Raw genomic sequence first — 25,706 nt, forward strand, 5'->3', positions numbered from 1 at the left:
ATATTTTTAAAAGTATTTTTAGCAATAATTGAGATGCTTTGAATACAAATAAATTATTACATATGTAATACTTATCTATATATTACAATCGTAATATTATATTGTCAAGGTTTTTTTGCAATGTTTACAAAAATGAATTTATTTTTTTCATAAAAAAAATCAACCTATAATCTTTTATAGGTTGATCAAAAAATGGAAGTTATTATTTTGATTAATTAGTAGATGAATATAATATACTGTTTAGTTTTTTTATATCATTATAGGTTACATAATGCACTGGCTCATTACTATTTTCAAATACAAGGGCACCAACGATATCTTTCCATAATATAACTGTTATGCTTTCTCCATTTACATCATTAATTTTAAAATAATAACTAGGTCTTTCTACCATAAACACATTAGGATCTAATTTTGTTGCATTTTCTATTAATCCATCTACAATACTTATTTTTTCCTCAGCTAAAAAAACTCTACTTGGTGATTTCCTTTCCATGTCAAGTAAAGAATCATACACTTCTACACTTGGATATATTGGGCTGGATTTAATAAAAGGCATCTTAGATAATTTCACTTGTGAATCACTAATATAAATATAGAATTCTCTTTCTTTAAATACAACATTATCAGAATCTAATATACTTACATTTATCTTGACTTTTTGCTCTTCAATTATTATGTTCTCATCATTATAAGGTTTCCAACATAATATAGTGTCTGTTGATACTTCAGCTTTTTTACCAATAAAATTTGCTTTTTCTGTATGATTATCAATTATTGAAAAAAAACCATAGTCCGTAGAATATATAACTCTATCTAGCTCACCATTGTATTGTGAAGACAATACTATTCCTGTTTGGTACTCTAATGGGTAATTGCTGTGATAATTAATAATAAAATCTTCATTCATTAATTTTAACAGCTCTTTTAGTGTATCTTCACTTTTTAAATACTCACTTAATTGAATATCAAAATCTTGAGCTATATCTTCTACATGATAATTCAAAGCAATGTCTTCATCATTTGTAAGTATGTTAAAAAATATAACTTCTTGGTTTTTTATTAATGGAAATGCATATAAAATCGTCGCATTTTTTTTGAGCGTTTCTTTTATATTAATTATATCTAACTCAATGTTTTCTTCAAAATAGTAATCTATTCGTATGCTCTCCTCATTGACTTCTAATGATTGAACATTTTCACCATAATATAATGATTCTACAAGGGCTACTAAATCATAATTATTTGAATCTACAAATTCCATTATTTGCTCAATATCCAGTGACCAATTACGCTCTTTATCTACACTAAAACTAGAAATTGGACTAGTTAATAAAACACTTCCTAAGAGGGTAATACAAATTATCCCTACAATAAAACAGAGCCCTTTTTTTCTCTTAGAGATTTCCGATGCCTTAATCATCTTAATTCTTCTTTTAATACTTCTTCTATTGTCAACTACCCCTACTACATTAGGAATAAATTTATCCATTGAGAATTTTTCAAGGACTACTAGAAGGGTTTTCCCATAATCCCTATACTCATTGTTTGTAAGAACATCAATAACATTATCATCTGTAGCTATTTCCATATCTTGTCTTATTAACTTAAAACAATGCCAAATAATAGGATTAAACCAATGTAAACTTTGAAGTATTAACAATATATAATTAACTAGTAAATCTTTTCTTTTATAATGTGCCAATTCATGTAGGAAAATATATTCAATTTCTTTATCTGATAATGTTAGCACATCTAATTTTAATAGTATTCTAGGTTTAAATACACCAAATAAAGATGGCGTATTCACTACATCTTGTATAAATATATTTATATTTTTTTTAATTCTTACTTTTTTCTTGCAATGTTCAAGAATTACATTTACTCTATCGTCTTCTAATACATAACCCATTGAAATCTTTTTGTGCAATGCAAAGTAAGTATAAATAATCCACAATATAAAAGAAAAGACTCCTAATAACCAAATAAAAATAAAAATACTTTTCGCATCAGGTACATAATATACATCCGTACCTCCATCATATGTATTATTAATATTATTAAAAACTATAGGTTCCTTTAAGATATCATCCGATTTATTATGTTCTTGTAAGAGATCTACTGTCGAATTGTTTTGTATGCTATTTTCAAGATTTGTGATTTGAATAGGATTCCTTTGTTGGACTTTTTCATTATCTAGCAATGTAATATTTATGCTATTTTCTATATTAGGCCAATTGAGATGATTAAAAATACTCAATTGGCTCTCTGGTCCATATGGGATAATTATTTTAAATATTAAAATTGCCCATAGGAAATAATGCCATCTACCACTTAATTTGTCTTTGAGGATGGTCTTAGATAAAATTATTACTATACCTACAACTGTTGCATATAGGGACGTTGTTATGACTAAATTAAATATATTGTTTAATATATTTACCAATATTAATCCTCCTCGTCAAGGATCCTTTTTAAGTTATCTATATCTTCTTTTGTTATCTTATGCTCTTTCACAAAACTTGTTAGCATCATCTTTACCGAACCATTATAAACTTTTTGTATAAATGAGTTGTTAGCAAATTCTTGATAGTCAATTTCTGATATACTAGGAGAATATATATAAGCTTTTCCATCTGTCTTTTCTGCTTTTATAGCTCCTTTTGCAACCAACCTATTGATCAGTGTATAAACTGTTTTGTCTTTCCAATCTGTTCGATTTGTTAGTACTTCTACTATGTTAGCGCTAGTACTATCCCCAACTTCCCATAATATTTTCATAACTTCTAATTCAGATTCTGAAATCTGTGGTATTGCTTTCATAATTGACCTCCTTAATTTAATATTACCATTGTAATACTAATTATAGATTACAACTGACATCTCTTTTTGTCAATACAATTTTCTTGTAAATTATAAAAAAATATGCCAACTTTATTAAACCAATTCACTTTTATAACATTTTCAAATGAGCCTTTTAAAACCTATAGGCGCTCAAAGATTTTTGTGGGTTCTATTAGCAAATTTTGTTTTTTTTCTGGCAATGGAACTTCTACCCCAGAAACAATAAGAAACAATTGATTAAAAAGAGCTTCAACCTCATATGCATTCTGATTCGTTGTAATAATAATTACCAAGTCTATATCAAAAAATCTGCTAATAAAAGCTGAAAAACCTGGAACATTACCACCGTGAAAAGCTACTTTTCCTAATTCATTATGATCTTGAATAAACCATCCTAAACCATATCCTATATCATTTTGTATAGGCATATAGGAATGAAAAATCATCTCATTAATTTCATTACTAATAAGTTCCTCTGTATTTAGAGATCTATCCCATAGATAAAGGTCCTCTACTGTTGAAATTAGATAACCTGCCCCATAAGCCCCTGATAAAACACCACGATCACTAATTGGTGATAATGTTAAATTACCTGTATAACCAATAGAATCAAACATTTTCTCACTGTTTTTATATGCAATACCTGTATTTGCCATATTTAATGGTTTAAATATTTTTTCATCAAAATAAATATCCAAAGACATTCCACTTACCATTTCAACAATATACCCAAGTAATAAATACCCAGAATTACTATAACTCCAATTTGTACCTGGTTCGAATTTTAATGGTGCTAATTCAAAAAGAGCCATAATGTTTTCTATGTCCATCTCTTCAGGCTTCAAAGAATAAAAACTTGGATAATCTGTGTAATTGATTATTCCAGAAGAATGCACCAATAAATGTTCTATCGTTATTTCATCTCCCCTTCCATACTCAGGAAAGTACATTGAAAGTGTATCATCTAACCCTATCTTACCTTCTTCATACAATTGCATTATTGCAAAAGCAGTAAATTGTTTAGTGATAGAGCCAATTGGATGTTTGGTAGTTGATGTATTGCTTATGTTCTTTTCAATGTTTGATTTTCCATACCCTTTGGATAAAATGATATTGTCATTCTGTGCAACTAAAACAGAACCATTAAAGTTTCTATTGCTCTCTAATGCTCGCAGATACTCATTTAAATTATGATATATTTCAAGTTCACTATCACTAAGGAATGTCTTATGTTCTTTAGTAAAAATTAACACAGTATCAGTACTAGGCTCCCACTCTACTTCATTTCCTAATACTTCACTTATGAATCTGACAGGTACATAAGTCCTTCTATTAATAATTTGTGCTGATGTATCAAAAGATATTTCTACATCATTCACTGTTGCTATACTTTCTCCAATATTAAACCGTATTTCTGTTGAACCTATGGTTAATACTACTGTGCTTGTATCTTCTAACCACTTTACCTCTCCACCTAATGCTTCTGCAACAAATCTTACTGGTGTTAAGACCCTTGAATCTGCATTAATAAAAGGTTTTTCATCAGGAAATAGAACTGTTTTGCCATCAATGCTAATATTTATCTCTGTGGTACCCTTATGAGCAAAGGTAGCTGAAAATGATGTAATGGTTAAAATTAATATCAAAAAAATAACAAGTTTCCGCTTCATATACTATCCCCTTATTTTCTTACTTTTTAATAAAAGTTCCTTCATCTATCTCTTTAAATGCCTGTTTTAATTCCTCTTTTGTATTCATCACTATGGGACCGCCCCATGCAATAGGTTCATTTAATGGTTTTGCTGATAAAACTAGTACTCTTGCCCCTTTTTCTCCTGCTTTTATATAAAGTTTTTCACTATCATAATTAAGTAGAACTGCACTTTTTTCATCTATAAAATTATTATCTTTATCAAAAGAACATTCCCCTTCTACAATATAAATAAAAACAGTATTATCTTTAGAGATATTTATAGACCATTCTTTATTACTATCAATATCAATGTGTAGAAATAGTGTTTTTACATAGTCTCCTTGAATGGCACCTTCTGTTTTCTTGTATTCTCCAGATATGATTCGAACAGTACTTCCCTCTTCTTCGAGAACTGGAATTTGATCAGCAGTAATGTCTCTATACTCAGGCTGGGTCATCTTATCCTTTTTAGGCAAATTTAACCATAACTGCACACCTAGCATTCTCTCACTTGGTTGTGGCATTTCTTGATGAATTATGCCACTTCCAGCAGTCATCCACTGGCAATCGCCACTATAGATAACCCCTTCATTCCCTAAACTATCTCCATGCTCTATTTTTCCTTCGATTAGATATGTAACTGTTTCTATTCCTCGATGTGGATGCCAAGGAAACCCTTTGATATAATCTTGAAAATTATTAGAATCAAAACCATCAAGCATTAAAAAAGGATCAAAGTCCTTAACATCGTTATAACCAAAAACCCTAACCAATTTTACACCTGCACCATCTACTTGATTCTTTCCTGTTACTACCTTATTAATTGTACGTAAGTTTTCCATAAAAATCCTCCTTTATACAATCATCGAGTTCGAATTAAAATTTTGACCGCTTTCTAATTTTAAATCCCTTATCCTCTCCCCTTAATATATTCACATCTTCTAATACTAGAATTGTTTTTTCATCTTGATTATTATGTATTAATTGATTCAAATAATAATATTTATAATAATATTCTAGCATTTGTTCCTTTTGCCGTCAAACATCAATTCTTTATAACCCTTCCTCTACTATTACAGATTACTTACATAAAAAAACAAATAGGATCCCTACATATATTTAAAATACATGTAACGGATCCCATTAAAAAATGAAAAATTACTCTTTAACCAAAAAACTAAATAATGTTAGTACATCCATATAATTTTTTGTATTATATTTTATAGTCGTATCATTTATTTGTTCTGCACCTGGATAAAATCCTGCCCAATACGCAAGTGAAGGATTCTTAAAGCTAATTTCAACATCAAAAAACTCTGGCAATTTACCCATAAATCTATCCTTGGAAAATACCAATCCTCCAAAAGCATCTTTCACATTATTAAGTACTTTCTTTGGATTTTCATTAATTGTTGCCTTACCCATTCCTTCCTTTGTGGAAACAGTAATGATATTGTCATTAACTCTATTTACTTCTTCACACAACCCTTTATCACCAGATACAAAAACAGTTGGAATTCCTAAATATAAACCAGCATAATAAAAAATCAAAAATTCACTTGCAAGTTCACCATTAATTATAATGCTATTTAATTTACTTACATGTAATGTATGGGATAATGGAGAAGTACCTTTCGATGCAGCTGAGTGATACCCTATAAAAGCAATTGCATCAAATGAGTTATCGATACCTTCAATCATACTTAACGGGTGTCCACTCCATCCTCTTATTACATTTACATGTTCAGGGAATAGATTGATATCTAAATTTCTACCTGTATCATGGGCATCTTTTATAACCACTTCAGTAAATCCTTTTTCATAAGCACTTTCTATTACAGCACTAACTTCTTTTTCCATTTGTTTTATAAAAGGTGTGGCATCAGACTTTCCAAGAGTCGTTTCAGACCAACTTGTAACACCTGTTACCCCTTCTATATCTGCACTTATAAACAATTTCACTCAAATTCACCAACTTCTTCAATTTTGTATGGCGTCATTTGGTACACATAGTAATTTAGCCAATTGCTAAACAACAAATGGGCATGGGCTTTCCAAGTATTTCTTGGCCTCATTTCAACATCATCACCATCAAAGTAATTAAATGGTATCTCAATTTCTAATCCTTTGGAAACGTCTCTAAGATATTCATTTTTAAGGGTATGAGCATCATACTCTGAATGTCCTGTGATAAAAATATTTTTACCGTCATCCCCTATAACCATATGAACGCCCGCTTCTTCAGATTCAGCTATTATTTCTAACTTCTCATTCTTTATTATGTCTTCTCTTTTTACTGTCGTATGTCTCGAATGAGGTGCGAAAAATTCCTCATCAAATCCTCTAACAAGAGGGGTATGAGGATCTAATACTTGGTGATTAAAAACGCCAAACATTTTTTTATCTATTGAATGTTTTTTTATGCCATAATGATAGTATAACCCTGCTTGAGCACCCCAACAAATATGTAGTGTTGAAGTTACATTATGCTCTGACCATTTCATAATGGCTTTTAATTCATCCCAATAACTCACTTCTTCAAATTCTAAATGTTCAATTGGCGCCCCTGTTATAATCATACCATCAAATTTTTTATGACACACTTTATCAAAAGTAGTATAGAAACTAAATAAATGCTCTTGTGATGTATTTTTTGATGTATATGTTTTTGGACTCATAAAAGTAACTTCTGTTTGTAATGGAGAATTAGAGAGAACTCTTAATAACTGACATTCTGTTTCCTGCTTTAAAGGCATAAGGTTTAATATAAGGATTTGTAATTCACGAATATCTTGATGAATTGCTCTATTTTCATCCATTATAAAAATATTTTCATTCTGCAATATTTTTTTTGCAGGCAAGTTATTAGGTATTTTAATTGGCATTATTCTTCACCTTTTCTATCACAAGTTTTAATCTTAATTCATTATACAAGAAAAAATATTATAATTCAAGAAAAGTGTGCAAGGCACACTTTGTCTCAAAATACTTATTTTATTGCGCCACTGCAGCTTGTAATTTTTTTATACCCACTTCTAATCTACACAAAGATTCTTCTTTGCCAAGAATCTCCATTAAATCGAATGCGCCACCTGGTGATGTTGGCTTTCCTGATAAGGCTGTTCTAAGTGGCCAAAGAACTTGTCCATTTTTCATTCCTGATTCTTTTGCAAAATCCATAATTAAATCATGTAAGGAATCTTTTGTCCAATATTCTTGAGCCTTTAAAAGATTAATGGTGACATTTAACACTTGTAAGGATAACTCCGGTGTTGTTTTCATTTTTTTATGAATGTATAAATCAATTTCATAATCTGGTAACTCATCTAAGAAATCTAAAAGCTCAGGTATCTCAGTTAAAACTTCTACTCTCATTTTAACAAGATCACATATTTCTCTACAATTAAGATCTTTTTTAACTACTGATTTGACATATGGCAATGCGATTTTATAAAAGTCTTCACAATCCATTTTTTTGATGTATTCACCATTCATCCATCTTAATTTTTTCATATCAAAAACAGCAGGCGACTTATTGATTTTTTTATAATCAAATCTTTTCACAAGTTCTACTAATGAAAATAATTCTTCATTGCCTTCTGGGCTCCATCCTAATAATGCAACAAAATTTACAATGGTTTCTGTTAGGAATCCTTGTTCTAATAAGTCTTCATATGAAGAATGTCCACTTCTCTTACTTAATTTTTGATGTTCTTCATTGGTAATTAAAGGACAATGAACATATGTTGGCACTTCCCAACCAAAAGCTTCATACAATCTATTGTACTTTGGGGATGAAGACAAATACTCATTCCCTCTAACAATATGGGTTATGCCCATTAAATAGTCATCTACTACATTGGCAAAGTTATATGTTGGAAATCCATCTGATTTAATTAATACCATATCATCTAATTCGGAATTATCTACTTTAATCCTTCCATAAATTTCATCTTCAAAGGTGGTTGTTCCATCTGTAGGATTATCTTGTCTAATAACATATGGTATACCCTTTTTGATATTCTCTTGTACTTCTTCTGCTGTTAATTCAACACATTTTTTATCGTATCTAAAGGTTTCTTTTTTTACATCTTTTTCTTCTCTTAAGGCATCAAGACGCTCTTTTGTACAAAAACAGTAATAGGCTTCTTTTTTTTCTATTAATTTATTGGCATAGTCCGTATAGATTCCAGCTTTTTGCCTGTCACTTTGAATGTAAGGCCCTACACCACCATCTTTGTCTGGACCTTCGTCATGGACTAACCCAGTTCTTTTTAATGTGTTATAAATAATATCAATTGCGCCTTCTACATATCTTTCTTGATCTGTATCTTCAATTCTAAGAAGAAAATCCCCCGCTTCATGTTTGGCAATTAAGTAGGCATAAAGAGCCGTTCTTAGATTACCTACATGCATTTTTCCTGTTGGACTGGGTGCAAATCGAGTTCTAACTGTTTTGCTCATATAAACACTCCTATTTTACTATATTCTTCACATTATTATATACAATCTTCCTATTTTTTACAACCGTACTCTTCCAATTTTCTCATATTTGGTATTTTCCTTACTGATAGGAAGATATTTTTATGAAATAGAAGTGAATAAATCTACCAGTGCATTTTAACTAGAAACTTTCTTTTTTTAATTCATCTACTAAACGTAAATAAAAAAATAAATTTGTAGTAGCATTTTCTATATCAAAATTTGTAATCCCTTGATAAACATACAATTCTTTTAATAACATATCACAATTACAATATATGTATTCTGTATGTGTTTCTATTATAATATATATAAGTTCATTATTAGAGTTGCTTATCATTGATTGATAATACTTTTCACTTGAAATATCTTGAATAACTTCATAAGGTATAATATTTAATTCACTATATGATTTCTTTTTTATTTTGTTTTTTTCACAATTTAATGCATTCATTTTTGTATTCTCTACTATTCTTTTGTACTTTGTAGAATGGTTATCAATTTCTTTTAAGGAAAATTTCAACTCCAAATATTTTAGTATTTCAGAGATACCTTTTTTATTGCTTGAAATCTTATTTTTATACTTATTTAGCAAATATACTTCATACTCATTTTTTTTTCTTTCTTTCATTTTTCTATCCTTTCTATTAAACAGGGAGATCTGATTAACTAATTTACATTGTGCAAACTTGAAAGATTAATTCCAGATGTCCATCCATAAGATAAAAAATACATTCTTGAATTTCTAAAATTTAATCGTACTTGTTTAACTTCATATGGTATGACTACATTGCCTGCGTCTCCATAATATAATGTTGTCGCTGGAAAAGATCTATTAATAGACTGTTGAAAATAAGTTGTAGGAAATAAAATACTCGTATTAGTTATCGTAAGATTTCCCATTATCCCATTAACTGGTTCACTAGCTCTTATCACATAAACAACATTATATAAATTCTGAATATTGTTAGTATATCCATATAATGTAAATGTTATCGAACCAACTGCAACACTTTGATTAACAATATCTTCTGATTTTTCCGTTTTTATTAATGGGAATTTAACTTCAAATATACCTTCTTCTAATTCAGTTATTTCCATTCCTTCTTCATAAATCTGAACGATAGAACTATTATCATCAATTACATTTTCTGTATTTGTAGATGCATAAGAAGAAAAACTCAAACTAAGTATTAAAATTAAACTTAGGACAAAACTAAAAAAGCCTTTTTTCATAATAATCACTCCTCTAAATTATTATCTCCCTGTAATTTTAAACTATCATAAATAGATTGTCTTTTCAATAGGTTTTAAATATTATTATCACAAAATCACAAGTATAAGTTTCATAATTTTAATCCCCTAAATATTCAATAACTAATTGTGTATTATCTCTACATATTGTAAAACAATGTTTACCTTATAATGATCTTTCTACTCTTTTGTTATTTAGATAATCATTTTTGATTAATTTCAGCATTTGATTTTAATGCATTTCTTAAAAATATATAATAGCTGTGCATTTTTAATAAATACTTTAAATTGTTGAATGATTTTTTTATATTCTACATTAAAAATATGCTAATTCTAAGGTAAAACAAAGTGACTTCGTCACATCTAAAACCGATTACAACTTAGTGAAGTCAATTTGTTCTTGGGCATCAAGCTTTTTCTCACAAGTGAGAAAAATGCAGCCCTTCTAATCATAATTTTTTCATATACTAGGAAAGTAGTAATTTCCTAGTATATGAAAAAGTCCTTTTGAATATAGGATTTATTCAAAAGGACTGTATCTTTATTATAGATAATGCTTTCTTAATTCTTCCGGACTTTTTGGTGATAATAATCCATAAGGAATATCAAATACAGTTACAGCTCCAGTTTTGCCTTCTTTTGCTAATCTATAGATTGCTCTTGCATAGCAAACTAAAACACTTGCTGTGAATTCTGGATTACTTCCTAATTCTAAACTGAATTCAATTTTTTGTTTTGTATTTTCTCCAGTTTTTCCTGTTCTAATAACGAATCCACCATGAGGAATTCCTGAATGATTTGCTTTTAACTCTTCTTCTGTAATGAAGTTAACTTCTGTATCATAATCTGCGAAGTAGTTTGGCATAGTTTTGATTTCATTTTCAATCTTAGCCTTATCTGCACCATCCTCTGCAACCACATAGCACACTCTTAAATGCTTTTCTCTAGTTGTAAACTCTGGGTTTGATCCAGATCTTACTTTTTCTAATGCACTATCAATTGGTACTGTGTATTGTACACCGTTTTTAACGCCTTCAACTCTTCTGATGGCATCAGAGTGTCCTTGACTAACTCCTTTACCCCAGAATGTATATTCATTACCTTCCGGCAAAATAGACTCTGCTAATACTCTACTTAAAGAGAATAATCCTGGATCCCAACCTGTTGAAATAAGACTTAATGTACCAGCTTTAGAAGCTGCATCGTCAACACTTGCAAAGTATTCTGGGATTTTGGCATGTGTATCAAAACTATCAATGGTATTAAATACCGATGCTAATTCTGGTCCTTGCTCTGGTAAATCTGTCGCAGACCCACCACAAAGTAACATTACATCGATAACATCTTTATATTTTCTGATATCGGACATATGTTCAACTTTACAACTTGCATTAACTTCTTCTGGTTGTCTTCTTGTGAAAATAGCTACTAATTCCATATCATCATTTTGATTTATAGCCATTTCAACGCCTTTACCTAAATTACCGTAACCAACAATTCCAATTTTAATTTTGCTCATTTGTGTTCCTCCTCCATTTAAATATAACAAATTCATTTTACCATATTTTATCAAATTATGCAAAAATTAATTTATAAGTTTTCAAATCTTTCATTTGAAACTTCTGCTCATTAAACTTGCAAGAATATCCACACACAAGAATCCCTATATACCTCTTGTAATTCTTAAACTTTTAATACTCCATTCAAATTTTTTTCTTACTCTAAAATCTCAATTTATGCAATTCACCTTAAAACTGAACCTTATATTCTTTATGAATCACATTTATTATCCTCATTTCCAGATGGCGTTATACTAAGATGTTTTCTAATATTTATAATTAATATGTTCTTTACCTTTTAGGGTATATATAAATTGCTCTGCAACCCTACCTGAAAAACTGCCGTGTTGTAATTCCCATTGCAGGGCTAATCTTAATAATTTTTCATCGTCAATATCTATTTTTTCTTTCAAAGCCTTTGCTTTAACAATCTCTAAATACTGTTTTTGGTTTGTTGTCAAAAACATAATGGATAACCCGAATCTCTCAGATAAAGATAGTTTTTCTTCCATAGTATCATTCGTATGAACCTCATCTTCACCCATTACTCTGTCTTTCCAACTTTCTGTTATAAGATGTCTTCTATTTGAAGTGGCATATATAAGAATGTTATTGGATTTTTTTTCTAAACTTCCTTCGATTATTGCTTTTAAATATTTGTATTCAATTTCAAAATCTTCAAAAGATAAATCATCAAAAAACAATATCCATTTATATGGTCTTTCTCTAATTGTACGTATAATATTTGGAAGTTCTTTAAACTGATATTTATAAACTTCTATCATTCTTAGACCTTTATCATGGTATTCATTAAGGACTGCTTTAATCATTGAAGATTTTCCTGTTCCACTATCTCCATATAATAATACATTATTCCCTTTGTTGCCTTCTAGAAAAGATTCAGTGTTTTTCATTACCTTCTTTTTCTGAGGATCCACACCAATTAGATCAATAAATTTATGTTCTTCTATTGCTTCAATTGGACTAATGCCCTCTTCACTCCATCTAAATCCTTTGTACCAAGCAAATTGACCTACACCAACATTATAATAAAATTCAATTATTGACTGTACCACTGACTTAGTTGTACCGTTTTTCAATTCTTCATATACTTTATTGAAATAATCTTCTTCTTTTATCTCTGCATTATAATTATAATGAAACAAACTACTTAATAAGTTTGTATTTAATTTTTTATCTATCCCAACATAATCTATCTTCAGCAATTCCTTTATGGTATTTATATCATTTTGAACCATCTCCAAAATAGGTTCCTTTTCTTTTCTCTCCGTCTTTTCATACATTAGGGAGAAGACATTTTCTTCATTTAATAAGCACCAAGCTATATATTTATACAATAGATTACCATTCCATTTATTCTTATTACCTTCTTCAATTAGCCCCCTGCAGAGTTCAAAATAAGTTATTTTAATACTTTCATAATCTAATTCGTCATTTCTTAAGGTTATAAGTTTCTTTATTATAGGGTCTTGTTCAAATTTATTATAGATTATTAGATGTAACTCTTTGTTTTTTTCCATAATTTTACCTCCTATTATTTGTATTTTTTTACCTTTATACAACCATTATAAGTTATAAGGTTTTTGTTTACAACAAACAGACTATATATGGAGCTGATTAAAATTGAAAAAAAGAATGAATCTATTGTTATTTAGTGGGGATTATGATAAAGCACTGGCTGCCCTTATCTTAGCCAATAGTGCTAAAGATTTGAACTTAGATGTAACCATTTTTTGCGCTTTTTGGGGATTATGTCTAATTAGAAAACCTGATTCAATAAAGGTTGAAGAAAAGTCTTTATACGAAAAAATGTTTGGCATAATGACACCAAAAGGTCCTGATGAGTTGCCACTGTCTAAAATGAACTTTGCAGGCATTGGTAAAAAAATGCTAACAGAAATGATGGAGGAGGATGATGCACCCCCTTTAAGTGCTTTCTTAAAAGGTGCCCGAAAAAAAGATGTAAAATTCTATGCTTGTAAATTATCTGTAGAAGTTATGGGATTAACACAAGATGAATTAATAGAAGAAGCAATTATAGCTGACTCCACCACTTATTTAAAAGATGCCTTAGACTCAGATATCCAGTTGTTCATTTGAAAGTATGATTTTCAAACTTGCTTGCAAGGATTTGAAAATCATACTTTCAATGAAGCTTATGCCACTGATAAAGCAAGAGGCATAAGCTTCATTAAGTTAATAAATCTTTAAACTAAGTTAAACGACCCATTAATTCTTCTATTTTTATAGGTTTGCTATAATAGTATCCTTGAACTTCATTACAATTATTTTTCTTTAAAAACTCAATTTGTTCTTTCGTTTCTACACCTTCTGCTATAACTTTATACCCTAAGTTATGAGACATATCAATAATTGTTTTTATAATGATCCCACTTTCCGGTGTCGTATCCAATGCATTAATAAATGATCGATCTATTTTAATTTTATGAATGGGAAGTTTTAATAAGTAACTTAGAGAAGAATAACCTGTTCCAAAGTCATCTACTGAAACTTTAATACCTCTCTGTCGTATTTTCTCAAGTCTATTAATATTATCTTCCATATTATCCATCATAGCACTTTCTGTAATTTCTAGTTCAATATTTGTTGGGTTAATTTTTTCTTCTAGTATTAACTGGTCAATAAATGTAAGCAAACTTTTTTTTCTTAACTGATGTGTACTTAAATTAATGGCAATAACCAAATCCTTTAGTACATTTTTATGTTTTTGAAATGTATTAGAGACATCTTGAAAAATCCATTCACCAATTTTTATAATATCTCCTGTGTTTTCAGCTAACGGAATAAATTCTCCAGGTGATACACGACCAAAAACAGGATGATTCCATCTAATTAATGCCTCTGCAGAAACGATTTTTTCCGTTGTTAAATCTATTTGAGGCTGGTACTCAAGAAATAATTCTTTTTTTTCCACACAGTATCTTAAATCATTTTCTAATTGTATTCTTCTAGAAAGTTTATCATTGAGTTCTTTAGTAAAAAAGCAACTTCCATTCCTTCCAAGCTTTTTTCCTTCTAACATAGCTTTTTCTGCATTATTTACTACATCCCTAGGCATTTGATTTGTTTTAGGGTATATATTAATGCCTATACCACAACTGATAATTATTTCATTTCCATTAATAATGTAGGGTCTAGTAAATACTTCTTTAATTTTATTCACCAAAATTTCTACACAATTATTTTTTTCTTGAACAACTAACAAGCCAAAAGTATCTTCATTAAAATGAGAAATTAGAACCCTTTGATCTAAGTTCTTCTTTAATCTATAGGCAACTTCTTTTAATAATTCATCCCCCATACTGTAACCATAGGTATCGTTTACATACTTGAGTTTATCAATATCAAGAGTGATTATAATAATCTCTTTTGATGTTTCTCCTGAATTAACTGCTTGGATTGTTTCATTAACTTTTTGAATAAATATAAATCTGTTCGGTAAATTGGTTAAAATATTGTGTGAAGATAAATATTGAACCCTTTCTTCAATCTTTTTTTGTTCTGTTAATTCAGTTAATATCCCTACATAATTATGAATAATATCTTCCTTACCTTTTATTTCTAGTATGACAAGGGAAACTGCTATTAATTCACCGTTTTTCTTTTTATCCCATAACTCTCCTTGCCAGAAACCTTCTTTTTTTATATGTTCCCACATTTTTTTATAAAAGTGTACATCTTGCATTCCTGATTTGAGTAAAGTAGACTTGTTTCCTATAACTTCATCTTTTGTATATCCTGTAATGTTAAGATAGGCATCGTTAACATATAATATTTCTGTATAGTCTCTATCCGTTACAATAATCCCTTCTGTTGCATTTTCTAAAACACTAGAAACTAAAGCCAGTCTTTCTTCAATCTTTTTGCTGGTTGTAATATCAGTAACAGTTGTAATTCTATATCTCTTCCCATTTTTTTGTATCACTCGTTTTGATTTAATAAAAGTATCTACATAAGTGCCATCTTTTTTGATACATCTAAGCTCTGATTCTTTAATGTCATATCCATTAATAAATTTTCTGTGGTCCATCAAAAGTCTTTCTTTTTCAGTTGAAGGTGCTACAATTGTAAAAGACTTCCCTATGATTTCTTCTCTAGTATAACCATATATATTAAGATAGTGATCATTTACAAGTTCATACATGCCTATTTCATTTGTCACACATATTCCTACATTAGAAATATCAAAAATCACTTCTATAATTTCTTCTAAATTATCAAATCCCAATTCCTTTATAAGTTCTTTTTTAACATTATTTTTATCTATACCTAAAGACATCTTACCACTCTTTCCTTAAAGGCAACAATTTTACATTTCTTTCATGTATATTATCCCCCTGTAAAGAATTATTGTCAAATGAACAATTTATGTCTTATCTTAATATTATATCTGTGTAACAAAGATTTACTTTTGACAGCTTTATTATGCCATGGTATTTTAAATATACATAACTAAATTTAAGAGGTGAAAAATGAACCAAAAAATTATTGCACTTACTTATTCAGCTATTACTGTTTCTATACTATTTGTTGGCGGTTTTGTCCTCTATTCTTTGAGTAGTGCATTAGCCATTCCTGGGAATCGATTTGTTTTACTTGCGCCCTTTTTATCTTTTGTTTTTTATTTTCCTTTAGCAAAAATTAGGAAATTTGGATTGCTTACTAAGATTAATGTTGTCTTCGCTTTAGTATTGTCTTATATAAGTATTTTTATGGGATTAGCAATAATCTCATCTGGTTTGTTAACTGATTTAACTGGATTTGTCCTCTTTAAAAAACTAAATAAAGAATATACAATTGTGATAACATCCTCTATTTATCCTGTGTATGCAACTTTGACTTCTTTTTATGTTACAACCTATTTAACAGCTGGATCAAATATGTTTGGCTATATATCTTATAAAGTATTAATAATTCTTTTATTTATTATATACTTCCTTGGATTATTAGGAAGTTTAGCTGCTTACAAATTAAAAAGCAGAGTTTTTTCTTCTCAAAACAAGTAATAATTACTGATTAATTGTTAACACTAACTATTATCACTAACTTATATAAAGGAGTTAATAATGTCTAAAAAGGTAATTATTCTACTTGTTATTAGTGGTCTATTCACACTAGCTATGGGATTATCTAATGTTTTTGTGAATATTTTTTTATGGAAAAAAACCAATGATTTTGTACTTGTAGCTATCTATAATTTAATGCATTATATTTTTGCCCCTGTATCTTTCATCTTAGCCGGATGGTTATCAAAAAGAAAAAATGGTACTTGGCCTTTAAGAATTGGTATTTCTTTATTTATTCTGTTTTTTATACTCATTTTACTTTTTAAACATGATGTTCCAAACTATGCCTCTTTATTTGGAATTTTATTTGGTCTTGCTGCTGGTTTTTATTGGCTAGCATTCCATACCCTTAGTTTTGATTTTACTTCCCCCTCAAACAGGGATACCTTTAATGGTTTAAATGGTGCTATAGCTGGTATATCAAGTGCAATTGCTCCTTTTTCTGCTGCCTTTATTATCGATAGAAGTGAAGAATTTATAGGCTATTCTATTATTTTTGGTATCTCATTAACTCTTTTTTGTCTCCTTATAATTATAAGTTTCTTTTTTACCACTGAACACTATGGAGATACTCTGGATTTCAAAAAAATCTTAAGTAATGACAATAAAGATTGGACCCATATTAGAAAATCTATTACTTTATGGGGATTAAGAGATGTGGTTATTTTATTTTTAATTAGTATTCTAATTTTTAAAACAACAAATAGTATTTTATCCCTTGGAAAATTATCTCTCTTTGCTCATATTCTATCTTCACTAGCATTTGTAGCAGAACAAAAATTAATCAAACCTAAGAGAAGATGGTTTTCATTTCATACAGGTGCATTGTTTTTATTATTCTCCGTATTAGGCTTGGTTTTTGATATTAATATGACATTTATCATTGTTTTTATTGTTATTGATGCAATATCAATGCCCTTTTTTACAGTTCCAGTGGTTTCAGCAACTTTTAATATTATAGATCAATCCAAAGAAAGAAGCTATAGAACAGAATATATAATAAGAAGAGAAATAAACCTATGCTTGGGGCGAGTTTTAAGTGCTACAACACTTATTCTTTTATTAACTTTTATATCGAATGATCGTGTTCTTAATTATTTTTTATTATTTATTGGTAGCGCTCCTGTTTTGGCTTTAATCTTTCTAAGAAAATTAACTATATGGGACCGTACTGCAAAAGCACAAAAATAAACCTTCTATTTTTATATAGAAGGTTTATTTTTTGGCAATTATTTGTTTTGTTTTTTAAGATACCCGCTCTTATTTACTTACATTTAAAACTGTTGGAGGTCATAAATTTGCAAATTCATTTTAATATATATATAACTATCCCTTTTCATTATATATATATCACATTTTTCACACTACTATACTATAAGCTAGATTCTAGAAATATGTATTGAATTACCGCTCCCCTATTACTAGATTCTCTTATTTATTGGCCGACCTAATCTTACTATATCATATTTTACCATTTTGAAAAGTGCTTTGTCATCAAAGTGTATTTTTATGTTCTCAAAATGTATTTTTATGTTTTTTTATTACAACAGATACGTGTTTTATTTCCAAAGCATTTATTTTTATTCGTATCGATATATAATTCAATATATACAGACGAAAGTTGGTAAACTATGACAAACCGATTAATAAATCTAATCACTTATAACATCTATAAACAAAATATTATTAATCATGTTGATTTAAGAAAAATGCAATATGGTATGCAAGTGGTATTAAATGAATTTATAAAAATTGCAACATTGTTGTTCCTTTTCCATATGATTAACCAAATCCCCTTATTTTTATTTTCTTTCGCTGTTTTAGTTAGCATACGATTGTATTCCGGAGGATTACATAATAAAACTACTTTAGGGTGTTTTATAACAAGCCTTGGTTTTTTCCTAATTACGGTGCTAGTTCCCCAATATTTTAATAATATATCTGTTTTTACAAGTTGTCTTTTAACCCTTATGAGTATCATTATTATTTACATATACTCACCAGTAACATCTGATTATCGTCCAATTAAATATAATCAAAGAATTATTCGAGCAAAATATACTTCTGTTATCATAACCTTACTTTGGGTTGGAATATTATATTTAATTGTAAAAAATAATACTTTTTTTACTTCAGGTCTTCTAACCTTGTCAATTCATTCATTACAACTAATCCTTGGAAGGAGGATAAACCATGTACGAGTATAAGAAAAAATTGTTCACTAAAAAACTATTGATTGGTATTGCTGGTTTTTTTATTATATTAGCTAATGCTTTATCCAACTTACCTTGTATGTTTTTATACGGTGAAACCAAATGTCCAAAAAGCCTTTTAAAATAAAAGTCTAAAAATTATATCTTCATTATCTAAGGAAAGTTCAATTTTACCATTGTAGTAATTTACTATTTTTTTCACGTTATATAAGCCATATCCACGATTTTTTCCTTCCTTAGTAGAAAAACCTCTATCAAATATTTTATCTAACTCTATTGGTTTATTTGCGTTTCTTGTATTTTTTACTTCAATTATACTTTTATCTTCATAAGTACCTAATGTTAAAGCAATATTTTTATGATCTATATTCCCTATATTTTCTATCTCTTCCATAGCATTATCTAATAAGTTCCCTAATATTTCTACAACTTCATACTTTTCTAATGGATACTTGGGTATATAATCATTTATTTTGAAATCAAAATTAATACCTTTCTCTTTAATAACATTCTTTTTGTTGTATATGATTGCTGTTAATATGCTATCATTAATATTTAATAAATAGTCCATAGGCCTATCCCTTTTAATTAGTTTATCAAGGTATTCTTTCATTTCTTTATTTGTATCTAAAGCCACCTCTTCAGCAAACTCGTATATTACATTAAGATGATTCTTAAAATCATGCTGTCTTTGTCTTACTTCATCAACTAGGCCTTCCAAATAAGGCAAATAGGTTTCATGTGTACTAATTACCTTTTTTTGTTGTATAATCTTTACTCGTTGAAACATAAAGTAAAAATTTATAATGCCCCATAATATAATAATAACTATAATTAGTGGGAAGTATGTAATCATAAACCCTCTATCCACTCTCCATATTGCCATAGATATTAACGCACATAAGAAAATATTCAAAAGTATACTTAATGTCAATTGGGTATATTTTATATATAGCCTTTGTATGCTTTTTAACAAATTTTTCTTATCTATAAAATACATTGTAATCAATAGTCCTAAATTAACAGTTAACCCTCTTGAAAAATCATTCTCTACTGTAAAAAATGAATATATATATGTATAAAATACTTGTAGGATAATTACCATTGCATGGGCTAAGAAAAACTCAAAAAATAGGTTTTTAATATTCACTCGATACACATAAATAAAGAAAAGAAATATGACAAAAAAATTCATTGAAATTGTTATCCATACCTCTGGATTTATAACCAAAAGGGTGACATTTAATAGTACAAAAGTAATGGGAAAAAGTAATTTCTTTATAAAAGCAGCATGCCTTACACTATCATTAAGTGCACTCCAGGCTAATAAGATTGATGATGCTTCTAAAAAAGTAAATAAGGTTGGATAATACCATCCCTTCATATTTATTTCTTCCTTTCACATTAATATTCTTTATTAGACATAATTCAATTATATTTCTTTTTCTCAGATTCAAGTTGTTCTAAGAAAGCATCCTTAAAATTATTGCTTATAAAAGCAGGTTGGTTATAGGAAACAAAATATACTAACCAAGAATTTCTATCGACTTTTTCCACCTCAATGACTTTCTTTATATTAATAATATAAGATTTATGCGTTTTCATAAAATAACTTTTGCTAATCTCTTGTAAAATATCTTTCATGGTCATATTAGGAACAATGTGTAACCCATTTACTGTATGTATAATACAATTCCTTTTTTGTGATTCTATAAAAAGTATGTCATCAACTTTTACTTTTATAATGCAATTTTTAAGTTTAAAGTATATATTATCCTCTTCTTTTGATGGCTCATCTACTTTAATCCCTTTTAGCAATCTATTAGCAATTTCAATAACTTCTTTTGATTCATAAGGTTTTTCTATAAAATCATAACAATGATACTGCTTAAATGATTGTAATTGATATGCAATATGCGTTGTTATAATAACCATAAAAGTTAATTCATACTTAGGAATTGATCTTATTATTTCTGCAATTTTCAAACCTGATATATCAGGCAATTGTATATCTAAAAAAAATAAATCTATATTATGGCTATTGAATATTTTCACAGCTTCTTTACCAGTAGCTGCTTCAAAAATATTTGCTTCATATTTGGCTTGTCTTAGTATTCTTACAAGCTTTCGTCTTTGTTGTTCTTGATCTTCAACAACCAATATATTAATCATGTTCTCCCCCAAAAAAACTTAATTATTTATTGTTATAATTTTATCATTGGTTTTCATAAACTTCAATATTTTTTCCTTAATATCAATTTTTTCTTACTTTAATTCAATGCCTTTTTCAGTAATTTTAATTTTTTCATTTTTTAATAAGCGTCCAACTGCTCTTTTATATGCTTTTTTACTTATATTTAATTGTAACTTTATTTCCTCAGGAGGGCTATTGTCACTCAGATTCAATTGTCCCCCATTGGCTTCTAATTTTTTAATAATCATGTCTGCATCATCATCCATTTGCAAATATGCTTTCTCTCGCAAACTAATATTTAATTTTCCATCTTCACGGACTTCTGTTACACGACCTTCAACTTCATCTCCAACTTTTAGATTTATAAGTTCATTTTTTTGAATAAGCCCTTGATATTTTAAATCAATTGCGACAAAAGCCCCAAAGCTTTCTTTAATATCATATATGTTTCCTTTAATAGCATCATCCTTATCATATGGTGATTGACTCTCTAAATACTTATACAAATCCATAGTTGCACATAGCCTATCACTTTTATCAATATATAATGCTACAGGATATTCTTTACCTTCTTTTACCTTTACTGTTTGTTCTTTAAATGGAAGCAATAGATCTTTTTCTAAGCCCCAATCTAAAAATGCACCAATAGGTGTTACTTCAACAACCTTTAGAACCTTTATTTCCTTCAGAAATATTTTAGGCTCATTTGTTGTAGCGATTATTCTATCTTTTGAATCCTTGTATATGAAGACTTCAATCTCGTCCCCTTCTGCAATATCACTTGGCACTTGTTTTTTAGGCAGCAATACTTCTTGTGAGTTTTTATCATCTGTTAAATAAACCCCTATTTCTGATTTTCTGTTGATTATTAATTTTTGTTTAAGTCCTAACGCTATCATTTTTTATCACCTCTAAATTATTATGGTAGTTAAAAACTATATTTATTCGATTATATAAATCAATATTATGACAAAAAATATCTTTATCTTTCTTATACTTTTTATTTAACCTTCAAATTATAAGTCTTATGTTCCATTTTATTACATTTTCACCCAAAAATCTACTACCATCCTCTAATTTATGGAATCAAACTAATTATCACCATAGCAATTGAATTTAGGTAATGCTATAATACACTTATACACACTTCCTTATTCATAATTCACAATAATAAAACTCTTAAACTAAATAGGTGATTGCTATGTTAAAATTAACTACCCTTCTGGCATTTGATACTATTGTAATTCAATGTCATGATAACCCTGATGTTGATTCAATTGCATCTGGATTTGCATTATATACTTATTTTAAAAGTCATAATAAATTAGTACGCTTAATCTATAGTGGCCGTTTCATTATATCAAAGCCTAATTTAATAGATATGATTGAAGCATTGAATATTCCCATTGAATACGTTAAAGAACTACAAATAGATGGCTTATTACTAACTATAGATTGTCAATACGGTGCAGGCAATGTGAAAAAATTAATCGCTAATAACGTAGCCATTATTGACCACCATCAAGTAGAGATTGCTAATATACCTTTATCCGAAATCAGACCCTATTTAGGGAGTTGCTCTACTTTGGTATGGGATCTTTTAAGAGATGAAGGCTTCGATATAAACCTTCATCAAAATGTATCTACTGCCTTATATTATGGTTTATTTTGTGATACCAATAATTTTGCTGAGATATCCCACCCCTTAGATAAAGATATGAGGGATAATATCTACTACGACTATAATTTAATTCGCAAACTTAAAAACTCTAACCTTACACTTAACGACTTAGAAATTGCCGGTATCGCCCTTATAAAATGTTTTCACGACCCAACCTATAATTTTGCTATATTTAAAGCCCATCCTTGTGACCCTAATATTTTAGGCTTTATTAGTGACCTTGCCTTACAAGTGAATACTATTGATTTATGTATTGTTTATAATTTGTCTGCAAATGGTTATAAATTTTCTGTTCGTAGTTGTGTTAAAGAAATTATGGCAAGTGATATGGCCTCTTATTTATGTGAAAATATTGGTTCGGGAGGTGGTCACTTGGAAAAAGCTGGAGGCTTTATAAACATTAGTAGCTATACTGATAAATATCCTAGTGTTAATATTGATTCTTTCTTCTTAAATAGAATTAAATCCTATTATGACAGCTATGAAATTCTTTTTAGTGATAGTATAAATATGGATTATAAGGAAATGACGCTTTATAAAAAGCATAATATCTCTATTGGTTATGTTAAATCCTCAATGATTTATATCGAAGGCACACCACTATTAATTAGAACCATCGAAGGTGACATTGATATTTATTCTTCTGAGTATATTTATTTAATGATCGATCTGAATGGAGATGTATCTCCCATTACTAAAAATGAGTTTGAGAATAAATATCTGCCTACTGATGAGCCCTTTACTTTAGATATTGACTATTTTCCCTCAGTTAAAATTATTGAAAGTAATGAAATTATTAACTTAAAATCCTATGCAAAGTCTTGTATTCCAAGAAATGAATCTTATGCTTATATAAAGAAATTAAACAAAAATATAAAACTCTTTACCAAACGAGATAGTTATAAATATATGTCTGGTAGCAAAGAAGATTATATTGCCATTGATAAAGATAATCCTTCACAAGTATATATCATAACTAAAGAAGGGCTACAATTAAATTACACAAAAGTATAATAATAAAAAACAATAATTGCATTGCGGTTATTGTTTTTTTATTTTAAGTAATTGATATTTATATGTATTTTTATAGAATAAATCCCTCCTGAGATGATAATAATCTAGATAAATTTCAATACTAATGGATAATGAAATAGAAAGGATGCTAAAATGAATACAAATTTCAAAAGACTTCCTAAACATATTGGTATCATTCCTGATGGTAATCGAAGATGGGCAAGTGATCAAAACAAAGGAAAGCATGAAGGTTACCAATTTGGTATTGACCCAGGCTTTAATCTATATGAACTTTGTCTTGAATTAGGGATTAACGAATTGACTTTTTATGGCTTTACTCAAGACAATACAAAACGTCCAAAAATTCAAACTGAAGCATTTCAAAAAGCCTGTGTTGATGCCGTTATAAAATTAGCCAATAGAGATGCTAACCTTTTGGTTATTGGTAATACTGATTCTACCGTTTTCCCAAAAGACTTATTACCCTTTGCTAACAAACGTGTTTCTTTTGGAAAAGGTCTTATAAATATTAATTTTCTTGTAAATTATGGATGGCACTGGGACCTTGAATATTCAAAAACAAAAGAAAGGAATGAAGAAGGAAATTTATACAATACTATTGCATCCTCAGATATATCTAGAATAGATTTAATAATAAGATGGGGTGGAAGAAGAAGATTAAGCGGCTTTTTACCAGTACAATCTGTTTACTCAGACTTTTATATACTCGATGACTATTGGCCTGATTTTAAATCAGATCACTTATACAAAGCATTAGATTGGTACCAAACTCAAGACGTTACCTTAGGTGGATAGATAGAAAGCCTACAAAAATTGTGGGCTTTCTATTGCATATTATAGCCTTTTATTTTTTAAACAATCCATAACCTCCATAGACAGGTTTTACTTCATTCACAGTTATAACCACATCTGGTTGAAGATTTCTAATTAATTGTATTGCTTTTTCAGTTCTTTTTCTTTTTATATGCATTATTAAAACATGTCTTTTATAATGCATTCCTTCACCTAGTACAACAGTAACTGCAAATCCATTGTCTCTAAGTTCTTTTGTAAGTTTTATACCATCTTCTTCCTTCACAATGGTTTCTAAACGAACCGTTCCAAATCCTAATTTTTGCTCGAAAATAGTACCAACATAATTACCCACTGCAAAACCAAGGGAATAAATAAGAACTTTAAATGGATCAGAAGTAACATCTGCTAAAACTGTAGAAATTAAAATAATCCATATAATAACCTCAAAAAACCCTATAATTGCACCTTTTAGTTTTTCGCCTTTTGTAATCAATACAATTCTTGTTGTTGCCAATGTAACTTCAAAGACTTTAACAACAAAAATGAGAAGATAAATTAAAATGTTTACTAGCATAAAAACACTTCCTTCATAGAAATGACCTAAGGTAGTCAATTATTCTAAATCTTGTAACCAATAGATATTTTTATTCTATCATAATTATAACCATTAACCAAGTTTTAATAAGCAATTGGTTCACAACAATATTATATTTGATGAAATTGCAATGACAAAACTATTTTTTTCAGATATAATAGAATAGATTTGTTTTTTTTGGTAATTATTACTAAGTAATTGTTACTTTATTATCTATAATTTTTAGCTGACTAATTTATAGTATTGTTTAATT

General features: G+C 28.7%; 23 protein-coding genes. 7 read left to right on the forward strand and 16 right to left on the reverse strand.

Annotated elements, in window-relative coordinates; genetic code table 11:
* Positions 1 to 211 precede the first annotated feature (211 nt).
* The 11 genes from EDC18_RS05480 to EDC18_RS05530 all read right to left on the reverse strand — a co-directional run bounded on the left by EDC18_RS05480 (position 212) and on the right by EDC18_RS05530 (position 13,373).
* Positions 212 to 2,446, reverse strand: coding sequence for a M56 family metallopeptidase (locus EDC18_RS05480; RefSeq protein WP_165878490.1), 2,235 nt, complete (start codon positions 2,444 to 2,446; stop codon positions 212 to 214).
* A 2-nt stretch (positions 2,447 to 2,448) separates the two neighbouring features.
* The gene (locus EDC18_RS05485; RefSeq protein WP_132251122.1) at positions 2,449 to 2,823 is read right to left on the reverse strand and encodes a BlaI/MecI/CopY family transcriptional regulator; all 375 of its coding nucleotides are present in this window, start codon (positions 2,821 to 2,823) and stop codon (positions 2,449 to 2,451) included.
* Positions 2,824 to 2,984: 161 nt separating this feature from the next.
* Positions 2,985 to 4,514, reverse strand: a complete 1,530-nt coding sequence (locus EDC18_RS05490) for a serine hydrolase domain-containing protein (RefSeq protein ID WP_132251124.1) — start codon at positions 4,512 to 4,514, stop codon at positions 2,985 to 2,987.
* A 19-nt stretch (positions 4,515 to 4,533) separates the two neighbouring features.
* A complete protein-coding gene (locus tag EDC18_RS05495) occupies positions 4,534 to 5,379 on the reverse strand; it encodes a pirin family protein (RefSeq protein WP_132251126.1) in 846 nt (281 codons plus the stop codon).
* A gap of 316 nt (positions 5,380 to 5,695) precedes the next feature.
* The gene (locus EDC18_RS05500; protein WP_132251128.1) at positions 5,696 to 6,499 is read right to left on the reverse strand and encodes a M55 family metallopeptidase; all 804 of its coding nucleotides are present in this window, start codon (positions 6,497 to 6,499) and stop codon (positions 5,696 to 5,698) included.
* Positions 6,496 to 7,422 carry a homoserine O-acetyltransferase MetA gene (gene metA, locus EDC18_RS05505; protein WP_132251130.1) on the reverse strand — a complete coding sequence of 309 codons (927 nt, stop codon included), beginning with the start codon at positions 7,420 to 7,422 and terminating at the stop codon, positions 6,496 to 6,498. Before metA ends, EDC18_RS05500 begins: the two co-directional genes overlap by 4 nt.
* Positions 7,423 to 7,531: 109 nt before the next feature.
* Positions 7,532 to 9,001, reverse strand: coding sequence for a glutamate--tRNA ligase (gene gltX, locus EDC18_RS05510; RefSeq protein ID WP_132251132.1), 1,470 nt, complete (start codon positions 8,999 to 9,001; stop codon positions 7,532 to 7,534).
* A gap of 160 nt (positions 9,002 to 9,161) precedes the next feature.
* The gene (locus tag EDC18_RS05515) at positions 9,162 to 9,650 is read right to left on the reverse strand and encodes a hypothetical protein (protein ID WP_132251134.1); all 489 of its coding nucleotides are present in this window, start codon (positions 9,648 to 9,650) and stop codon (positions 9,162 to 9,164) included.
* A 38-nt stretch (positions 9,651 to 9,688) separates the two neighbouring features.
* A complete protein-coding gene (locus EDC18_RS05520) occupies positions 9,689 to 10,255 on the reverse strand; it encodes a hypothetical protein (protein WP_132251136.1) in 567 nt (188 codons plus the stop codon).
* A gap of 562 nt (positions 10,256 to 10,817) precedes the next feature.
* Entirely contained in the window at positions 10,818 to 11,792 is a 975-nt protein-coding gene (locus EDC18_RS05525) for a diaminopimelate dehydrogenase (protein WP_132251138.1), read from the reverse strand.
* A 306-nt stretch (positions 11,793 to 12,098) separates the two neighbouring features.
* On the reverse strand, positions 12,099 to 13,373 hold the full coding sequence (locus tag EDC18_RS05530; RefSeq protein WP_132251140.1) for an ATP-binding protein: 1,275 nt from the start codon (positions 13,371 to 13,373) through the stop codon (positions 12,099 to 12,101).
* A gap of 103 nt (positions 13,374 to 13,476) precedes the next feature.
* Here EDC18_RS05530 and EDC18_RS05535 point away from each other — a divergent pair, with 103 nt between their 5' ends.
* Positions 13,477 to 13,953, forward strand: coding sequence for a DsrE/DsrF/DrsH-like family protein (locus EDC18_RS05535; RefSeq protein ID WP_132251142.1), 477 nt, complete (start codon positions 13,477 to 13,479; stop codon positions 13,951 to 13,953).
* A gap of 112 nt (positions 13,954 to 14,065) precedes the next feature.
* On the opposite strand, the gene EDC18_RS05540 is transcribed toward EDC18_RS05535, so the two are convergent.
* Positions 14,066 to 16,153: a sensor domain-containing protein gene (locus tag EDC18_RS05540; RefSeq protein WP_132251144.1), complete on the reverse strand. Its 2,088-nt coding sequence runs from the start codon at positions 16,151 to 16,153 to the stop codon at positions 14,066 to 14,068.
* Positions 16,154 to 16,346: 193 nt separating this feature from the next.
* Between EDC18_RS05540 and EDC18_RS05545 the strand changes: the two genes are divergently transcribed.
* The 4 genes from EDC18_RS05545 to EDC18_RS05560 all read left to right on the forward strand — a co-directional run bounded on the left by EDC18_RS05545 (position 16,347) and on the right by EDC18_RS05560 (position 19,280).
* Entirely contained in the window at positions 16,347 to 16,880 is a 534-nt protein-coding gene (locus EDC18_RS05545; protein WP_132251146.1) for a hypothetical protein, read from the forward strand.
* A 60-nt stretch (positions 16,881 to 16,940) separates the two neighbouring features.
* Entirely contained in the window at positions 16,941 to 18,131 is a 1,191-nt protein-coding gene (locus tag EDC18_RS05550; RefSeq protein ID WP_132251148.1) for an MFS transporter, read from the forward strand.
* Positions 18,132 to 18,571: 440 nt separating this feature from the next.
* Complete coding sequence (locus EDC18_RS14940; protein ID WP_132251150.1) at positions 18,572 to 19,147, forward strand: accessory gene regulator ArgB-like protein; 576 nt, start codon at positions 18,572 to 18,574, stop codon at positions 19,145 to 19,147.
* Entirely contained in the window at positions 19,134 to 19,280 is a 147-nt protein-coding gene (locus EDC18_RS05560) for an AgrD family cyclic lactone autoinducer peptide (RefSeq protein WP_132251152.1), read from the forward strand. The genes EDC18_RS14940 and EDC18_RS05560 overlap by 14 nt, the downstream gene beginning before the upstream one ends.
* Here EDC18_RS05560 and EDC18_RS05565 read toward each other — a convergent pair.
* The 3 genes from EDC18_RS05565 to EDC18_RS05575 all read right to left on the reverse strand — a co-directional run bounded on the left by EDC18_RS05565 (position 19,272) and on the right by EDC18_RS05575 (position 22,246).
* A complete protein-coding gene (locus EDC18_RS05565; protein ID WP_132251154.1) occupies positions 19,272 to 20,537 on the reverse strand; it encodes a sensor histidine kinase in 1,266 nt (421 codons plus the stop codon). The two genes, EDC18_RS05560 and EDC18_RS05565, sit on opposite strands and share 9 nt — an antisense overlap.
* 44 nt (positions 20,538 to 20,581) lie before the next feature.
* A complete protein-coding gene (locus EDC18_RS05570) occupies positions 20,582 to 21,325 on the reverse strand; it encodes a LytR/AlgR family response regulator transcription factor (protein ID WP_132251156.1) in 744 nt (247 codons plus the stop codon).
* Positions 21,326 to 21,418: 93 nt separating this feature from the next.
* Positions 21,419 to 22,246 (reverse strand): CvfB family protein, encoded by an 828-nt coding sequence (locus tag EDC18_RS05575; RefSeq protein WP_132251158.1) that lies wholly within the window; start codon positions 22,244 to 22,246, stop codon positions 21,419 to 21,421.
* Positions 22,247 to 22,548: 302 nt separating this feature from the next.
* Here EDC18_RS05575 and EDC18_RS05580 point away from each other — a divergent pair, with 302 nt between their 5' ends.
* Both EDC18_RS05580 and EDC18_RS05585 read left to right on the forward strand, forming a co-directional pair.
* Positions 22,549 to 24,042, forward strand: a complete 1,494-nt coding sequence (locus EDC18_RS05580) for a DHH family phosphoesterase (RefSeq protein ID WP_132251160.1) — start codon at positions 22,549 to 22,551, stop codon at positions 24,040 to 24,042.
* Between the two features lie 153 nt (positions 24,043 to 24,195).
* Complete coding sequence (locus EDC18_RS05585; RefSeq protein ID WP_132251162.1) at positions 24,196 to 24,858, forward strand: undecaprenyl diphosphate synthase family protein; 663 nt, start codon at positions 24,196 to 24,198, stop codon at positions 24,856 to 24,858.
* 49 nt (positions 24,859 to 24,907) lie between these two features.
* Here the strand turns inward: EDC18_RS05585 and EDC18_RS05590 are convergent, their stop codons facing one another.
* Positions 24,908 to 25,432, reverse strand: coding sequence for a DUF2179 domain-containing protein (locus tag EDC18_RS05590; protein WP_243115069.1), 525 nt, complete (start codon positions 25,430 to 25,432; stop codon positions 24,908 to 24,910).
* Positions 25,433 to 25,706: the final 274 nt, after the last annotated feature.

The sequence above is a fragment of the Natranaerovirga pectinivora genome (assembly GCF_004342165.1).
GTDB classification, from domain to species: Bacteria; Bacillota; Clostridia; order Lachnospirales; family DSM-24629; genus Natranaerovirga; species Natranaerovirga pectinivora.

Coding starts and splice junctions, on each gene's coding strand:
- EDC18_RS05495 (WP_132251126.1), bottom strand. CDS start 5,379: ATGGAAAACTTACGTACAATTAATAAGGTAGTAACAGGAAAGAATCAA.
- EDC18_RS05545 (WP_132251146.1), top strand. CDS start 16,347: ATGAACCAAAAAATTATTGCACTTACTTATTCAGCTATTACTGTTTCT.
- EDC18_RS05565 (WP_132251154.1), bottom strand. CDS start 20,537: ATGAAGGGATGGTATTATCCAACCTTATTTACTTTTTTAGAAGCATCA.
- EDC18_RS05550 (WP_132251148.1), top strand. CDS start 16,941: ATGTCTAAAAAGGTAATTATTCTACTTGTTATTAGTGGTCTATTCACA.
- EDC18_RS05540 (WP_132251144.1), bottom strand. CDS start 16,153: ATGTCTTTAGGTATAGATAAAAATAATGTTAAAAAAGAACTTATAAAG.
- EDC18_RS05570 (WP_132251156.1), bottom strand. CDS start 21,325: ATGATTAATATATTGGTTGTTGAAGATCAAGAACAACAAAGACGAAAG.
- EDC18_RS05585 (WP_132251162.1), top strand. CDS start 24,196: ATGAATACAAATTTCAAAAGACTTCCTAAACATATTGGTATCATTCCT.
- EDC18_RS05515 (WP_132251134.1), bottom strand. CDS start 9,650: ATGAAAGAAAGAAAAAAAAATGAGTATGAAGTATATTTGCTAAATAAG.
- EDC18_RS05575 (WP_132251158.1), bottom strand. CDS start 22,246: ATGATAGCGTTAGGACTTAAACAAAAATTAATAATCAACAGAAAATCA.
- gltX (WP_132251132.1), bottom strand. CDS start 9,001: ATGAGCAAAACAGTTAGAACTCGATTTGCACCCAGTCCAACAGGAAAA.
- EDC18_RS14940 (WP_132251150.1), top strand. CDS start 18,572: ATGACAAACCGATTAATAAATCTAATCACTTATAACATCTATAAACAA.
- EDC18_RS05590 (WP_243115069.1), bottom strand. CDS start 25,432: ATGCTAGTAAACATTTTAATTTATCTTCTCATTTTTGTTGTTAAAGTC.
- EDC18_RS05520 (WP_132251136.1), bottom strand. CDS start 10,255: ATGAAAAAAGGCTTTTTTAGTTTTGTCCTAAGTTTAATTTTAATACTT.
- metA (WP_132251130.1), bottom strand. CDS start 7,422: ATGCCAATTAAAATACCTAATAACTTGCCTGCAAAAAAAATATTGCAG.
- EDC18_RS05560 (WP_132251152.1), top strand. CDS start 19,134: ATGTACGAGTATAAGAAAAAATTGTTCACTAAAAAACTATTGATTGGT.
- EDC18_RS05490 (WP_132251124.1), bottom strand. CDS start 4,514: ATGAAGCGGAAACTTGTTATTTTTTTGATATTAATTTTAACCATTACA.
- EDC18_RS05580 (WP_132251160.1), top strand. CDS start 22,549: ATGTTAAAATTAACTACCCTTCTGGCATTTGATACTATTGTAATTCAA.
- EDC18_RS05530 (WP_132251140.1), bottom strand. CDS start 13,373: ATGGAAAAAAACAAAGAGTTACATCTAATAATCTATAATAAATTTGAA.
- EDC18_RS05525 (WP_132251138.1), bottom strand. CDS start 11,792: ATGAGCAAAATTAAAATTGGAATTGTTGGTTACGGTAATTTAGGTAAA.
- EDC18_RS05485 (WP_132251122.1), bottom strand. CDS start 2,823: ATGAAAGCAATACCACAGATTTCAGAATCTGAATTAGAAGTTATGAAA.